This is a genomic window from Alicyclobacillus suci, assembly GCF_017329615.1.
In the GTDB taxonomy this organism is placed as follows: domain Bacteria; phylum Bacillota; class Bacilli; order Alicyclobacillales; family Alicyclobacillaceae; genus Alicyclobacillus; species Alicyclobacillus suci.
This window is the reverse complement of record NZ_JAFMTW010000012.1, coordinates 1-16,132: the sequence shown is the minus strand read 5'-3', so window position 1 is coordinate 16,132 and position 16,132 is coordinate 1. Positions and strand designations below refer to the sequence as shown.

Here is a 16,132-nt window from a genome sequence, read left to right as displayed (position 1 = left end):
GCACGCCATATTCGTGTATTTAGTTGAACGGTTCTCCTACCCCAGGCATCCATTGATTCGCTTTCGGTGGCGCTGTCGAGTCGGGCGGGTTTCCTGCTTCACCCGATGTGTCGTTTGCGCCATTGCCTCCACCGGTGCCTTTTCCCGTCCCGGTCGTGTTGCTTCCCGTTTGACCAGAGCCTGTTAAAGGGGGAGGCGTACTGCCAGACACCGTTACGGCTACGGGTGCGGATGCGGCAGACATGGCACTGCTGGACTGCGCATAAACCTCGTAATATAGTTCACTGGCGCCCGTCGGTAAGTGCGAATCTGTAAAGCTCGGGCTTCCTGTCGTGCCTACTTGGACATACGGGCCATTCACGCTGGTTGCGCGATACACCGCGTATTGTGCGGCACTCGGTACTGACGTCCAGGACAACACGACGCTAGCGCCATCCACATGTCCTGCGATGTGACTTGGCGCAGGCACTGTGGGGATCGTCGTCGTGGATGAGCCGCCACTTAGCACTTGTCCACCACGCGGATCAGGCTGTGAGGGCAATAGATAGGGCGTCTGATATGTCTCTCCGCCCGGAACTTTGTGTTCTTCGTCAGGTACCGACGGCAACTTGATGAATACACCGGTGCGAATTTCCGACGGTGGCGTATGGGTGGTCGCCAAGTATTCTTTGCCACCAATGACTACGTATTTTGCGACGACGTTGACCGAGTCGTATTGCGTCGGCTGCGTTCCATCGATGAACGGCTCCGTTTGGATGGTGCCGTGTGCAGTTGACAGGTCAGTCGGCAGTTGGCCGCTGATGCTGCTGACTGCTTCCGTGACTACGTTGGCCGGGCGCTTCCAAGGTGTGGTCGCCGGCGTTTCCTTGAGTATCGGGCGCATGATGTCTGACCAGACGGTAAACTTCAAGTTGTACACGCTGGATGGAATGGCTTCGTGATGGTTGTACCCCATCCAAATTCCGGTCGTGTACTTTTGCGTGTACCCGACAAACCAACCATCCGCCCGATCATCCGTCGTACCCGTTTTGCCCGAGATATACTGGCCAGGGAATTGCGCGCCGACCACTTGCGCGGTTCCCTCGCTGCTGTACAGGACATCGTGGAGCATGTCGGTGATGATATAGGCTGTCGCCGGCGAGAAGACCTGCGCAGTCTTCGGGTGCGCCTGATATAACGTGCGGCCAGATTGGTCGTCAATTTCCTGAATCATATAGCTTTGGTGCCATACGCCCTGATTCGCAAATGTCGTGTATGCGCTCGTCATTTGCGTCACCGTTGCACCGTACTTGAGTCCGCCAATCGCGGATGACAAGTTGCTGGTGTCGTCGGTTGTGATAGTTGGATTCCCATAAAGCGTCGTATCTGTCGTACCCAGTCCCATCTTGCTGAGGTACGAAAACCCGACTTGCGGCGTCAATTCTTCCAGGATGTCGATAGCGGGCACGTTGCGCGATTGAGCCAGTGCGTCGCGCGCCGACATCAACCCCACGAAGTCCCCCTCATCATCCTGTGGATCCCAGTCTTCCGTCGGCAAGGAGAAGTGTGTTGGCGCATCGTATAGTGGCGTGGCCGCGGTAATCAACCGCCGGTCAATAGCAGGGCCATAGTCGAGCAGCGGTTTGATGGATGAGCCCGGTTGTCGGGCGATATCGGCGTGATCGTAACTATCTTTTAGGTAGTCGCGTCCGCCGCCAATAGCGACGATACCGCCTGTCTGATTATCAATGATGGTGACGCCTGCCTCGTACAGGTCGGTCTTCGAATAGGTACCACTGGGTGCCGTCCCTTCGAAAATCGACGGATTTTCGAGGATGTTTTCCACGTCTTCCTGCTTGTTTAGGTCAATCGTGGTGTGAATTTGTAGACCTGCCGTGGGCAGAGCTGACTCGGCATCAGTGGCGTTGTCGTAGAGCCCAGCTTGTACCAGAGCCTGTACGACGCGCGGTTTAATTTCATCGAGCATTAGGTAAGGATGATCAGGCAACCCAGTGGATGCCGGTTTGTGGACATCTTTTAAAATGTCAAATTTTATAGCTTGATTGTAAGCACTTTGTGAAATCATGTGATCATCCAACATTTGTTCAAGGATGTAATGTTGCCGGGCTATGGTGTGCTTGGGAAACTGATAAGGCGAAAAATAGGACGCGTTATTCGGAATTGCTGCCAAAAACGCGGCTTCGGATAACGTCAGGTTTTTTGGATCTTTATGAAAAATAATTTCGGATGCGCGTTTGACGCCATAGACCTGATCTGTACCTAAGCGCCCCATGTATACCCAGTTCATATAATCCGTCATGATTTCTTCTTTACTTAGTTCATGGTTCACTTTCAATGCTAAGGCAATCTCTTGCACCTTCCGGCGGATGGTTCGCTCCTGCTGTGGAAAAACCGCCAGTTTGACCGTTTGCTGCGTAATCGTGCTGGCGCCGCTTTCAATTTTGTGGCCGAGCACGTCCTGGACGACGGCGCGCGCCATCGACAGTGGATTGATGCCCATATTGGTGAAGAACGTCTTATCTTCAGCCGCGACAAACGCGTTCACCAATTGTGGCGAAACCTGCTTTGTCGATGAGATAGGTTGGCGGTCGCCGTCGCCTTTAAAGCTTCCAATCACTTTTCCGTTGACGTCATAAACGGTGGAGGCAGCACGGTTGTTTTGGAATGTCGCTGCATTCACGTGCGGCAAGCCCTTTAACATGGACGAGATATAGCCAGTCCCTGTGGCCAATCCGAGAATGACGAGACTGCCCAGTCCGAACAGCGTGACTTTGACGGCTGTCCACACGGGCCGTCGCGATGTGCGCTCGGCTTTGGCCAACGTTTCCTTGGCCGATTTGTCGCGCGTGCGGGCCGTTGGTTTTTTCCTATTCTTTTTATCACCAGGCCCTTGTTCTCTGCCCATTGTATTCCCCCCTCCATCGGCAAGATTATAGCATATCGCCTAAGATTGCCTGTCGAGCCATTTTCAACGTTATAGTGAGTTGAAATGAAACAACTCATACGGCTTTCATGTGCGCCTTTTTCTCTGCGTAGGATGTGGAGAGGGGGAAGGACAAGTGGCTCAACGATTTCGATCCCGCCCGTCTGCCAGACATCGTCTGCGCTTGCGCACCTATCGGCGGATGCTTTGGCCTGGGTGGCTGACTTTAGGGGTGGTGTGCGCCTGTGTGTTCATTGGACTGGCTTGTTTGTTGGACATGCGGTTGCGCCCAAGCGTGACGACCGCTTCTGCCGCTTTAGCGCACCGGGTGGGTGCGCAGGCGTTGAATGAAGCCGTCACAGAGGAAATCTCGTCGTTCCCCGAGGATGATGAGTTAATTGAGACAACGGTCAATGAAGACCACTCTGGCATGACGGTCACGCGGTTTAATTTACCACTGTTGACGAAGTTGCAAGCAGAGGCGACGACGCGTGCACAAGCGCGTTTGGAGGCGTTGTCCCGCGAGACGATTCGGTTGCCGATGATGCATCTTTTGAGCGGTTCCCTTTTATCTCGGACGACCCTTACGATTCCGGTGAAAATTTCCCTTCTGGGCACCGCTCACTCGACAATTGAGACAGACGTCGAGACAAAAGGAGTAAATCAAGTGGTGCACGTCATTTATTTGCACATGACCGCGGACGTCATGGTCGTGACGCCATTTGTGACAAAGCCAACGGTGATTGAAACGAAGGCGCCCATCGCCTATCTCGTGATGTCTGGACCTGTACCCAATACGTACTACGGCGGTGGCAATGCGTTTTCTTCGCCTGCCCCTGCCCGCAACAAGCGATAAACGCCTGTCGTCTTGACGCGAGCGCTTTTTGCATCGACAAAATAGCTGAACAATTGCCATCAATCGCGCTCCTTCGACAGGATTTTCTTGGTGCAATGGAGAAATGTAGTCAGCAGAGCTGATGGTGATGGCTTTGTTGAGGCAGGGGATTCTCTTCGCCTGTCGCTCGCAAATCTTGTGACGCCGTCAGCGAGGGACTACATAGGGATTATCTACATGGGGGAGGCAACAAGATTGAACGACAGATATCAAGAAGGCCATCTCGAGGAAACGGGTCTCGACGGAGCGGCATCGCTTGCTGACGAGCCGGGCACCCAGGAGATGGACGGGTCGGATGAAGTTTCCGAGGCGTCGAGCGCTTCTGCAAACGAGGTTGCTGCGACGATTGCAAGCGATGTGCTGTTCCCGAGTGAACCAGTCGACGGCGCAGTGGCAACAAGCCGCAAGGGGTTCGCTCGCTACCGGTCAATCCGCTGGAAAGTCGGTGGCTCCTTCGCGATTGTGATTCTCATGACGATTGTCATTGGCGTGGTGGCGGTGGTACGGATGTTTGCCTTGCAAAGCCAGGTCCAAACATTGGCCAATCACGATTTAGAAGTGGTTCAACAATCTAATGAGTTAAAACAGCAATTGCTGACGTTGGAGGTCGATATGCGGGGATACCTAATTACCGGTAACTCGCAACTGATGTCGGACTACGACGATATTACGAGTAAATATTTGCAGTCGTTTTCGCAATTGGGTGATTTGTTGGCGGACGAGCCTGCTGTTCAAGCAGATCTCAAGAACACGCAGGCGGGGTTCACGCAATACGTCGATTATGCGGATGGACTCGTCAATTTGCGCAATAGTGGTGAAGGGTCAGAAGCCATTCAAGAGGAATCCAACGGGGATGGCGATAAGGCGGAAAACCTCGCCAATAAAGGGCTGGATAACATCGTCGCGAATGCTCAGCAGTCGGCGCAACAGATGGCAGACCGCTTGAAGATGACGGTGGAGGAAACGATGGTCGTCTTAGGCATTCTCTCTATCATCGCTATTGTCGTGGGTGTCCTTGCGGGCATTCCGGCGACGATGAGTACGCCGCGCAACATTAATCGCGTGACGCGGATGCTCAAGGAGATTGCTTCGGCTGGAGGCGACTTAACCAAGCGTATCGAAGGGGTGAAGAGTCAGGACGAAGTTGCGGAGCTTGCAAATGCTACGAATGAACTGCTCGGATCGATTGCGAGTTTGGTGGCCAATATTAGTCATCACTCCGATACGCTTGCGGCGAGCGCGCAGCAGATGACGGCAAGTACCGACGAGACGGCGCGGGCCGTCAATGAGATCGCTGTTACAGCAGGTGATTTTGCCCATGTCAGCGAGCAGGCGGTTGCGGCGTTAGACGAATTGAACGAGGCGCTTGTCTCGATTCAACATCACGGTGAGGATACGGCATCGCGTGCGGATGGTGTCGCGACTGCGGTGAAAAACGTGTCTGCTACCACAGAGCGCGGTCAGCATCTGGTCGAGCAGGCGCAGGAATCGATGCAGACGATTCAGCAAATCGCGGAACGCACGAATACGAGCGTGCACAACTTAAGCGAGTCGTCAGAGGCGATTGCAGAGATTGTCGGGACGATTCGAACGATTGCGGAGGAGACGAACCTGCTCGCGCTTAACGCGTCGATTGAGGCCGCACGCGCGGGCGACGCCGGACGTGGTTTTGCGGTTGTCGCACAGGAAGTGCGCCAATTGGCAGAACAGAGCCGCGAGGCGACTGCGCGAATCCATGAAATCATCGGTCGCAGCCTAGAGCTTGTCACGGAAGTGACGGCGGCGATGTCCGATAGCGTGCAATCCGTTGTGGATGGACGTGTGGTATTTGAGCGGACGCACAGTGCTTTCCTCGATATTCGGCAAGCCGTGGAGGAAGTGGTTCCGTCGACCGTCGATATCGTGGAGCGCACAGCGACACAAAAGACGCTTATCGATGCCGGTCAAACGCGCATCCGGAAGTTGAATGAGTTGATGGAACAGGTGGCGGCCGGATCGCAAAACAACGCTGCTAGCAGTGAAGAGACGTTGGCCACGGTCGAAGAGATTGCGGCGTCTTCTCACGAGTTGGCTGAAATTGCGCAATCCCTGCAAAATGCCGTCGGGCGGTTTCAGATTTAACGCTTCGCAATCGTACAATTTAATTCGGTAGACAATTGGCCGACCTTGTTGATGTAGACGATACGTCAGCAGGGTCGGTCTTTTTTCTATGAAAATCGTGCCACAACATAGGCGTTTGCATATACTGTCGCAGCGAACAGGGTTAGAGGTTTCATCAAGGAGGTATTTGGCTTGAAAAAGTATGTCATTCAGCCTGGAGATACGCTCTATCAAATTAGCCGACGGACTGGTGTGCGCGTACCGTTGTTATTGGCTGCAAACCCGCAGATACAAAATCCAGACAAACTGATGGTCGGTACGACGATTGTCATTCCGGAACTTGGAAAGCCAGCGAAGGATAAGGTGGAAAAATCTGCGCATGCGCAGGATGAGACGGTGCCCGCGTATTTTGGATTTGTTTGGCCGCATCAGGCTGCCGAAGGCGACACGTGGCAGAAAATTGCGGAGCGATACGGTGTCAAGCTGGAACAGTTGCATCACACCAACCCGGAGGCTGCCGAAGCTGGGGAGCCGGCTGTCGGAAGTGTGGTTTATGTGCCGACAGGGGCGCTGCCGGTGCCGGATCGGACAGAGGGTATACCGCAGGTGAACACACCACATTATCCGGGTTCACCTGTGCTGTATCCGAACGTGCCTGTGCCGGCACCCGCGCCCGGCCCGTATGCGCCTGGGGCATGGCCGCAGTCATTTCCTGGGCAAGGCGTCGCCCCCATGCAGTCGCCTGCGCCTGCTGGGACGGCGGAAAGTGCGGATGAAGTGACCTATGGCGGGGCTAAACACGATACGCCGCAGCCGATGGCCAAAGGGGTGCCAGTTTCGCCATATCCGCAGGGGGGAATGGCGTCATATGGACAATACCCGGATTATATGTACGGTTATCCGCAGCCATATCCGATGTACCAGTATCCATACCCATCGTATTATGCACCCTATGTTCAATATCCGGGGTATTTTACCGGCGGCGCTATGCCTTATCCAACGTGGCAAGCGATGGGGAATCAAGCACCTGTGACAGAGACGCCTCCAGAAGGCGCGACGACTGCCGCACCAGCAGCGGATTCTGAACCGTATGGCCCGAATACGCATAACCCGTATCGACCAGACGATGAATTTGGCCGCGCTGAAGGTTTCATTGAAGGTTTTGTTGAAGGGCCCAATCAGGAAACCCAGTGGTTTGCGGATGACGAGGGTTCTTCCAGTTTTTCGTTTAGCGATGGATGGACGAGTGAGTCTATGCGAACATTCGACCAAGAGGCAGATGCGGATACGGCGGGCGTTGAGCAGGTCGCGCGCAGGCACGCGGAAACGCCTGACACTTCACACGATGATGAAGAAGGATGGTCTGGAACCCTGACGATTCGCCTCGATGAGGATAAGTAAAACCATGTCTATCCGTGATCACCTCGTAGCAGCGCTTTTGCGACATTATGGCATCGGGGTCGAGACGTTGGTTCGCAGGCGGACGGTCGTCGGCATCATTGGGGAAGACGGGCGTCACTTTATTTGGAAACCGCTGACGGTTCGCGACGATGAAGCGCGTTTGCGCGCGTTGGCGGAGTTGTCACCCGTTTTTGAGGTAGCGGGGGCCGAGGCTGCGCTCCCGCTGCCTACGCGCGAAGGACATTATGTCATGGATGTCCCAGGGATACAACCAGGCTACTTGCAGCACTGGCTGACTGGCAGACACGTTAACACGAATCACTGGCGCGAACGCGAGGCCGTACTGACGTCACTTGGTCGACTGCATCGGGCGAGTCAAGCGAGTCAGTTTCCTGGTTGGTCCGTCCTTCAACGCGGAACACTGTTGCACAAACTCCGCCTGAAGGAGCGCGGTGTGTCGCGTCTGTGGCAGGTAGCTGAATTAAAATGTCCCGATTTGCGGCACTGGCGTGAACGCGCGCAGGCGCAAATGCGGTACGTTTTGAAGCGCTATGCTGCATACTTGGCGGATCATCGAAATGACGTGCATGCCACGTTTGCGTTTTGTCATCGCGATTTGGCCCCGCACAATGTCATCTATCAGGGGGCCGACACGGTCGCCTGGATTGATTTCGATCACGCCAATTACGATGATATGCTCCACGACCCGATGCAATTTATCAGCCATTGCACGTTTTTGACGCAGATGTCCGCGGACGAATATAATCGGCTGCACGATTGCTATATTACATCTGCAAAATTGTCGAGTGAGCAGGCGGATATGTTGTGGACACTGACGATGTGGCCTGATATTCTCGTTCGCGCACTGATGGAGTGGTCGCGCACGGGGTATCAAGAAGACGGTTTGACGAGGGTACACTACGCGATAGCGTGTGAACGGCGCAAGCTGTCTTACAGATTGGCGCTAGGGCTTGACTCACAGAGGCTCGACGCATGACGAGCCTCTTTTGCATTCCCATGCCCCGAAGGTATACTGGACAGGAATGATCATTTGGGGATTTTGCTGTATTCTGTTGGATTTTGAGGGTATTGGAGGAGTTGCGTGTGCCGCACGTGCAGAACATCGCCATTGCGCAGATATCGCCGAAATTAGGCGATTTCGATGCGAATCTGGCTATTCATCATCAATACATAGAACGCGCCCGAGAACAAGAAGCACAGGTGGTTGTGTTTCCTGAACTCGGATTGACAGGATATTTATTGCAAGATTTGACGTTTGAAGTGGCCCGGCGACTAGACCACCCGGACATTGTCTCTCTCGTCGAGGCCAGTCGGGATATTGACGTGGTCTTTAGTTTTATCGAGGAATCGGACCAGCACTTTATCTACATATCCAGCGTGTACGCATCTGCTGGTGCGATTGTGCACGTGCATCGCAAGGCGTATTTGCCGACTTACGGATTGTTCGATGAGAAGCGTTATGCCAAGGAGGGAAATCAGGTTGAGTCATTTGCCGTTCATGGTAAGAAGGGCGGCATACTCATTTGTGAAGACGCATGGCATGTGTCGATGCCGTATCTGTTGACGATGCAAGGGGCTACATTGCTGTACATTCCAGCGTCGAGCCCTGGTCGCAATGTGATGGACGAGCACGATTTTGGTTCGCATACGTTCTGGCGGCAATTGTTGCAGATGTATGCACAGTTGTTTGGCGTTCACATCATCTTCTCCAACCGCGTCGGATATGAGGACGGCGTGCACTTTTATGGCGGCTCCGGCATTGTCGGACCGGATGGTCACTGGATTGTCCAAGCGGGGGTCGGCGAAGAGACGTTGGTGTTTGGCGCCATCGATGATCGGGATGTGCGCCGCGCGCGTTATACCACGCCTTTGTTGCGCGATGAGCGACTTGAGTTGATGGTGCGGCATTTGCGGCGCATGGAGAGTGCACGTACGGATAACACCCGTGTGGAATAAAGACGAATGATTTGTAAGCGAGGTGAAGTGTGTCATGAAACCAGAGATGGAACAGGCGTTGCGAGTGAACGCGCCGTTCACGACAAGTGTACTCGAAGGGTTTATTCGAGACGAGGTGCGCAAGGTCGGATTTGAGCGGGTGTTGTTCGGTTTGTCGGGCGGTATTGATTCGGCACTTTCAGCGTATCTTGCGACGCGGGCGCTCGGTAAAGACGCAGTCCACGCCGTGCTGATGCCATATCGGACGAGTAGTCAATCCAGTCTCGACGACGCAATGGAAGTCGTTACGGATTTGGGAATCCCATACACGGTGGTCGACATTTCGGGACCAGTTGATGCATATTTTGAAAAAATGGACAAATTGCTGGGCGAGCCCGCTAGCAATTTGCGTCGGGGAAACCGGATGGCGCGCGAACGGATGGTTACGCTGTACGATTTGTCTGCCGCGAACAATAGCTTGGTCGTCGGCACCAGCAACAAGACAGAGTTGTTACTTGGCTATGGTACACAGTTTGGCGATATGGCGAGTGCGTTGAATCCGATTGGTGATTTGTACAAGTCACAAGTGCGGCAAATTTCGCGGTATGTCGGGGTTCCATCAAGCATTCTCGACAAGGCGCCAAGTGCCGACTTGTGGGAAGATCAGACGGATGAAAAAGAGCTAGGGTTTAGCTATGACGACGCAGATGAGATTCTCTTTCAATGGGTGGATTTGCGTCTGTCTGAAGAGGAGATTGTCGAGCGCGGGTACGATGCTATGCTTGTTCGACAGATTATCCGGCGCGTACAGCGAAATCATTATAAGCGCCGGTTGCCGATTATCGCGAAGATTTCGAGTCGTACCATTGGTATTGATTTTCGCTATTCCCGCGACTGGGGTGTGTAAAAAAGGGTGTGCATCCGGGTGCCGCCCCGTTTATCATGGGAATGGAATTGAAGTATGCGAGAAGGTTGGGGAGAAACGATGTCAGGTCACTCAAAATGGCATAACATTCAACGCCGTAAAGGTAAGCAGGATGCGGTTCGAGGCCAACTTTTTACGAAACTGTCGCGGGATATCTACTTGGCCGCGAAAGAGGGCGGCGGTAACCCGGAGACGAATTTTCGGCTAAAGGTGGCTATTGAGCGAGCCAAACAGAGCAATCTGCCTGCGGACAACATTGCGAGAACCATTGCGAAGGCGACGGGTACCCTCGAGGGCGTGACGTACGAGGAAATCCAGTACGAGGGCTATGCCCCGCACGGGGTTGCGGTGTTAATCGATATTGTCACGGATAATCGCAATCGGACAGCGGCGGATATCCGCCATATTTTCAAAAAGCGGGGTGGGAGCCTCGGTGAATCGGGATCAGTTGCGTGGATGTTCACGCGCACAGGCCAAATTTCTTGTTCCAAGTCACAGGTAACCGATGCGGAAGCGTTTATGCTGGCTGTCATTGAGGCCGGTGCTGACGACGTTGAAGAGTCGGATGACGCGTTTCTTATCACCACTTCGGTCGAGTCGTTTAGAGACGTGCGCAGTGCGATTGAGTCCATGGGAATTGACTACGAGGATGCAGAACTCACTTATGTTCCGTCGACGACCGTGGAAGTCTCGGGAGAGGCTGCAGATGAGGTATTTGGCTTGATTGAAGCGCTTGAGGCACATGACGACGTGCAAAATGTGTATCACAATGCGGATGCACCAGATGATGAAGAAGAAGCGTGAGACTGCATAACTTGTCATTGCGTGCGCACATTAAAGGTAACGTCTGAACCCAGAGGTGAGAGCGTTGCAAGCACGCAACCTGATATATACGCTGTTTCGGCCACTATCATTCTGTCTCGCAATAGTCACTTTCATCTTTACATTGTGTCTTTGGACGGATGCCGCGCGTGCGAACGTCCTGCCGACAAGCGACTTTGGTCAAGAGATGGCCGGGCTGAACACACAGGAGCCGGCGCAATCGGCACTGTTTGTGACAGAGGGCAGCGGCGGGCAATGTGATGTGGAAGAGCACACAATTGCAGATGACGCTGTCGTCGCGTTCGCCGGGGAACGCCCTGCTTGGCACTTGAATGTCGGATTGACGTGGTATTTTATGGAACCTGTGTACGAACGGAATGCGGTCGCGTCCGGCGATGAGGGTGGACGAGTTCAGGTTTAACCGGTATAGTCTTCTGCAAAACGCCCATTTATGAGACAATGAGGGACGTATATTACGTCCCTTTTGTCATTTTATCCAGTTCTATTCAGCATTACGCTTGGATGAAATGAATTTGGGTTTTCCCCGCATCGCGGGTTTTCGTAGTGAGAGGGGAACGTCGCTTGAATGCATTCAGAGTCCTGGGTGTTGACCCAGGGATTGCTCGACTCGGCTATGGTGTCGTCGATGTGGAAGGAAGTAGCCTTCGGTGTGTCACCTACGGCTGCATTGAGACCCGCGCACAGACGCCACTGCCCGTTCGCTTACAGACAATCTTTCGCGAGTTAACAGACCTCATCCAACGACACAGCCCTGCGGTGATGGCGGTTGAGGAGCTGTTTTTTAACCGAAATACGACGACGGCGTTTACCGTCGGGCAGGCCCGTGGCGTCGCGCTGTTAAGTGCGGCAGAACAATCGCTTGCGATTGCGGAATATACACCGATGCAAGTCAAGCAGGCGGTCACCGGTTATGGTCGAGCCGACAAGCAGCAAATTCAGCAGATGGTCAAGTTGCTATTAAATCTTGTAGAGCTACCAAAACCGGATGACGCCGCTGACGCGCTTGCGATTGCGATTACCCACGGCCACAGCGCGCCAATTGAGCGACTTGAGGTGCGAGAGACAAATCGCACAACCGGCTGGAATTGGGAGCGGAGGACACGCCGATGATAGTCTTTTTAACCGGTCGTGTAGTGGATATTGGTCAAGGTTATGTTGATCTCGACGTGCACGACGTCGGCTATCGCGTCTATACGACCGACACGGCAGTCTTCAGTTTGTCGTTGGACCAGGAAGTGCGCCTGTACACCTATCAACATGTGCGGGAAGATGCAATTCTGCTCTATGGATTTCTTCGGCAAGCCGAGCGCGCCGTGTTTGAGAAGCTGATTAGTGTGTCGGGCGTCGGTCCTAAAGTGGCTCTGCAGATGCTCGGAGGGCTTTCTGCAGAGTCACTGGTGGCGGCGATTCGGCAGGAAGATGCCAACACGCTTTGTACGCTTCCTGGTATCGGGAAGAAGACGGCCATGCGGATGATTCTGGACTTAAAAGACAAACTGGCTGACTTGCCGGTAAATCAAGGGGTGTTTACGCCTCATGTAGCGGCTGTGGAGCCGACGCCGACAGACATTGTCGACGATGTCACGACGGCACTCGTCGCGCTCGGATATCGTCCGAAAGAGGCGCAAAAAGCGGTGGACGCCGTGCTGCAGCGCGCCGCGCCGAACACCACAGTCGAAGCTGCTGTGAAGGCTGCACTCACTTGGTTATATCAACATCAGGCCGATGTCAGTCGGTTGTAGTTGGATGTCGTTTGGCGTTCGTCCAGCGCAAGCTGAGCGTTTGTCGCGCGTACTGTGGAGGAGGTGACATATGGACGACCGCATTGTTTCGGCTGAGTGGAGCCGCGAAGATACGACGCTCGATTCCATTCGCCCTCGTTTTCTCGACGACTATATTGGGCAACGAACTGTCAAGGACAACTTGAAAATTTTCATTCAGGCGGCTCGCGAGCGCGGGGAATCACTTGATCACGTCCTGCTCTACGGCCCCCCGGGCCTCGGGAAAACGTCGTTAGCGATGATTATTGCCAACGAGCTGGGCGTGCATGTCCGGGTGACATCGGGACCGGCGATTGAGCGGGCAGGTGATTTGGCAGCGCTGCTGACCAATTTGCAGCCAGGTGACGTCTTGTTTATTGACGAGATTCATCGCCTGTCTCGATCGGTGGAGGAAGTTCTGTATCCTGCGATGGAGGACTTTTCGCTCGATATCATGATTGGGAAGGGGCCCTCAGCGAGATCGGTTCGTTTAGACCTGCCACCTTTTACCCTGGTGGGTGCAACCACGCGGGCTGGACTATTGTCAGCACCGTTGCGCGACCGATTTGGCGTCATTTTGCATCTGGACTACTATCCCATCGACGAATTGGCCGAGATTGTCCGCCGGAGCGCCGACGTTTTGCAAGTGGCCATCACGCCCAACGCTTGTATGGAAATTGCCCGGCGGGCGCGGGGGACGCCGCGGATTGCCAATCGCCTGCTCAAGCGCGTGCGCGACATTGTGCAAGTGTCGGGCCGGGATTTGATTGATGATGTCGCGGCGGATGACGCACTGACGCGGTTGAATGTCGATAAATTGGGATTGGATTCGGTAGACGAGCGCATTTTACTCGCAGCCATCGATAAGTTTGGCGGTGGACCGGTAGGGCTTGAAACCCTTGCCGCGGCGATTGGCGAAGAATCGGACACGCTCGAAGATGTCTATGAACCGTACTTGTTGCAGATGGGCTTATTGAAGCGCACACCGCGAGGTCGTGTGGTGACCGCCCAGGGCTATCGCCATTTAGGGAGATCGGTGCCATCTTCAAATGGGAATCATTGACATATAACAAATTCCGTGAGATGGCTGGTAGACCCCCGAAAAAGGGGTACCTGTTCGCGAATGATGAAATGAGGTGGAACGTGTGGGAGTCCTGCCTTTTCGCGGTCGTCGTCGATCCGATGAACGGAAAGAACTTACCCGACTCCTCCACGGCGCCAAATCGGGGGACGAAGAGGCGCGAAATCAGTTGATTTCGTCTTATGTCCCGTTTATTCTTCGTATTGCTTCGCAAACCACGCGCCGCTATATTGACCAGACGGTGGACGACGAGTACAGCATTGCGCTGTCCGCGTTCAACGAAGCGATCGACCGGTTTGACCTGGACCGGGAGTCTTCGTTTCTCTCGTTCGCGGAAACGATTATTCGACGGCGGCTCATTGACTTTTTCCGCTCCCGTCAGCGGGATCGAAAGCAAGTCCCGTGGAGCGAATTTGACTTGTTGGACGAAGAGGACAATGTCACGAATTACGCCGAAGTGAGCACGTCGCTCGAGCTGCATCAGCTGTCTGAAGAGGCGACGTTGCGGGCGTATGAAATTGAAGAGTACCAAAAGCGGCTCCAAGAGTTTGACCTGTCGTTTGCGGAACTGGTGCGCATTTCACCGAAGCATGGGGACGCGCGCCAGAATGCTTTTGAGATTGGACGGGTTATCGCCGGGGATGCGACGTTATTGGAGTTTGTCGAGCGCCGAAAGTCGCTGCCGCTCAAGCAACTCGAAGACCGCGTGCAGGTGTCGCGCAAGACAATGGAGCGCCAGCGTAAGTATATCCTGGCAATTGTCATACTCCTAACGGGAGATTTCCCGATGCTGCAGTCGTTTTTGGAAGATGCAAAGGAGGTGTGAGTGGTGACAGACGTACAAATTGGCGTAGTCATGGAAATTCGGCGCAATCGGGCGGTTGTGATGACGCCGCAGGGTCTCTTTGAGCAAATTCGATTGGATGTCCCGGCGAGTGTAGGGGATATGGTGCCGGTGCCGATGCACCAAAACTTTATGGGTCATCGACTACGAGTCCGATCCGCCATCGCCAGCGTGGCAGCCGCGGTCGTCATTTGTGCAGGGCTTTTGCATGCCATCTTCATCGCGCCGCCTAAAGCACAGGCATATGCGTTTGTCTCCCTCGATATGAGTCCGAGCGTCAGTCTCGACTTGAGTGATCAGATGACGGTTCTCGGCATTCACGGCTTAAATTCGGCTGGCAAGCAGGTGGCCGCCTCCATGCACGTCAACGGGGATAAGCTTGGTACGGTGATTCAACTCCTCGTGCATAAGACTGTACAGCAGGGGTTATTGCCGGCAAACGATACGATTATCGTCGCGGCGGCTGGCGCTAATAGCCATACAGATGCAACGGCGATTGAGACGCAGGCTGCGGACGATGTGGATGCCGCCCTCAAAGCGGCGGGTGCTGCTGCAGCACAAACGGCGAATGTTTACAGCATGGACGTTTCGAGTTCCGTATGGAACGAGGCTATGAAGCAAAATGTATCACCGGGGAAATACGCAACCTATCTGCTCGCTAAACAAGTTGGCGTTCCTGTATCCTTGTCCGACATCACATCCTCGCAAGTCCAGATGGTCCTGGCGCAAGTTCACGACTTACAAACTGGCACGACGCAGCTCAACACGGGCAGTTATAGCAAAGTGGCTGCCATTGTGGGTTCGGCGATACCCGCTGGCACGCCTGCCGCAAGTGGACAGTAATTGTCCCCTCATGGATGACAGACTATGGCGGACGGGTATGTATTCGTCCCTGCTTGTGCTTCGTGTTTGGAGTACCATGAAGTGTCCTAGGGGCCGATGCCATCAATTGCTGTGCGCGGTGCCAGTGCCTTTACGCGTTTGAATAGGGTAGTCGTTGAGCGCATTATGATCACGATGGTGCGCTAGTTTGGATGTTCGGAGATAGGGTGATGGACGTCCATTTGTGGGTTAGATGCTGCTTTAGTCTGGACAAGCCAATGTAGTTATTGGCTTTTGGCTATGGTGCCGACTAAGTCTGGTAGTCTTCAAGTCTGGAGACATGGAGACATAAATGTTGGGCTGGTGGGAGTTTTGTCTACTGAATTTGTATTGATGTGGGCAGCGGATGAAGTGAACAGATGAACTGTTGCGCGTTGCTTTTGAAATAGCTGTTGCGTTTCATGCTAAACCATGATATATTGTTTCTCGCCGCTTCAAGCGGTGCTGTCCGTAAAGCTTTTGGTTCCTTGAAAACTGAACACACACGCCTAAAAGTTTCGGTCGACGTGACCTTGGTCACAG

14 protein-coding genes are annotated in these 16,132 nt (G+C 53.9%); 13 read left to right on the top strand and 1 reads right to left on the bottom strand.

Annotated features, from left to right (window positions below):
• Positions 1–19: 19 nt before the first annotated feature.
• On the bottom strand, positions 20–2,905 hold the full coding sequence (locus J3482_RS08240) for a transglycosylase domain-containing protein (RefSeq protein WP_206922268.1): 2,886 nt from the start codon (positions 2,903–2,905) through the stop codon (positions 20–22).
• A 154-nt stretch (positions 2,906–3,059) separates the two neighbouring features.
• On the opposite strand from J3482_RS08240, the gene J3482_RS08235 reads away from it, so the two are divergent.
• The 13 genes from J3482_RS08235 to J3482_RS08175 all read left to right on the top strand — a co-directional run bounded on the left by J3482_RS08235 (position 3,060) and on the right by J3482_RS08175 (position 15,571).
• Positions 3,060–3,779 (top strand): sporulation protein YunB, encoded by a 720-nt coding sequence (locus J3482_RS08235; protein ID WP_223203951.1) that lies wholly within the window; start codon positions 3,060–3,062, stop codon positions 3,777–3,779.
• A 234-nt stretch (positions 3,780–4,013) separates the two neighbouring features.
• Positions 4,014–5,939 carry a methyl-accepting chemotaxis protein gene (locus J3482_RS08230; RefSeq protein WP_188332062.1) on the top strand — a complete coding sequence of 642 codons (1,926 nt, stop codon included), beginning with the start codon at positions 4,014–4,016 and terminating at the stop codon, positions 5,937–5,939.
• A 171-nt stretch (positions 5,940–6,110) separates the two neighbouring features.
• The gene (locus tag J3482_RS08225) at positions 6,111–7,319 is read left to right on the top strand and encodes a LysM peptidoglycan-binding domain-containing protein (RefSeq protein WP_206922267.1); all 1,209 of its coding nucleotides are present in this window, start codon (positions 6,111–6,113) and stop codon (positions 7,317–7,319) included.
• Positions 7,320–7,323: 4 nt separating this feature from the next.
• Positions 7,324–8,316, top strand: a complete 993-nt coding sequence (locus tag J3482_RS08220; RefSeq protein WP_206916475.1) for a phosphotransferase — start codon at positions 7,324–7,326, stop codon at positions 8,314–8,316.
• Between the two features lie 107 nt (positions 8,317–8,423).
• A complete protein-coding gene (locus tag J3482_RS08215) occupies positions 8,424–9,296 on the top strand; it encodes a nitrilase-related carbon-nitrogen hydrolase (protein ID WP_146820955.1) in 873 nt (290 codons plus the stop codon).
• A 34-nt stretch (positions 9,297–9,330) separates the two neighbouring features.
• Positions 9,331–10,182, top strand: a complete 852-nt coding sequence (locus J3482_RS08210; RefSeq protein ID WP_146820953.1) for an NAD+ synthase — start codon at positions 9,331–9,333, stop codon at positions 10,180–10,182.
• A gap of 78 nt (positions 10,183–10,260) precedes the next feature.
• Positions 10,261–11,004: a YebC/PmpR family DNA-binding transcriptional regulator gene (locus J3482_RS08205; protein WP_146820951.1), complete on the top strand. Its 744-nt coding sequence runs from the start codon at positions 10,261–10,263 to the stop codon at positions 11,002–11,004.
• Positions 11,005–11,068: 64 nt separating this feature from the next.
• A complete protein-coding gene (locus tag J3482_RS08200; protein ID WP_146820949.1) occupies positions 11,069–11,443 on the top strand; it encodes a hypothetical protein in 375 nt (124 codons plus the stop codon).
• A 161-nt stretch (positions 11,444–11,604) separates the two neighbouring features.
• Positions 11,605–12,153 carry a crossover junction endodeoxyribonuclease RuvC gene (gene ruvC, locus J3482_RS08195; protein WP_146820947.1) on the top strand — a complete coding sequence of 183 codons (549 nt, stop codon included), beginning with the start codon at positions 11,605–11,607 and terminating at the stop codon, positions 12,151–12,153.
• Complete coding sequence (ruvA, locus tag J3482_RS08190) at positions 12,150–12,785, top strand: Holliday junction branch migration protein RuvA (protein ID WP_206916474.1); 636 nt, start codon at positions 12,150–12,152, stop codon at positions 12,783–12,785. The genes ruvC and ruvA overlap by 4 nt, the downstream gene beginning before the upstream one ends.
• 70 nt (positions 12,786–12,855) lie before the next feature.
• The gene (ruvB, locus tag J3482_RS08185) at positions 12,856–13,866 is read left to right on the top strand and encodes a Holliday junction branch migration DNA helicase RuvB (RefSeq protein ID WP_206922266.1); all 1,011 of its coding nucleotides are present in this window, start codon (positions 12,856–12,858) and stop codon (positions 13,864–13,866) included.
• Between the two features lie 82 nt (positions 13,867–13,948).
• On the top strand, positions 13,949–14,710 hold the full coding sequence (sigI, locus tag J3482_RS08180) for an RNA polymerase sigma factor SigI (RefSeq protein WP_146820941.1): 762 nt from the start codon (positions 13,949–13,951) through the stop codon (positions 14,708–14,710).
• Positions 14,711–14,713: 3 nt separating this feature from the next.
• Complete coding sequence (locus tag J3482_RS08175) at positions 14,714–15,571, top strand: anti-sigma factor domain-containing protein (RefSeq protein WP_146820939.1); 858 nt, start codon at positions 14,714–14,716, stop codon at positions 15,569–15,571.
• Positions 15,572–16,132: the final 561 nt, after the last annotated feature.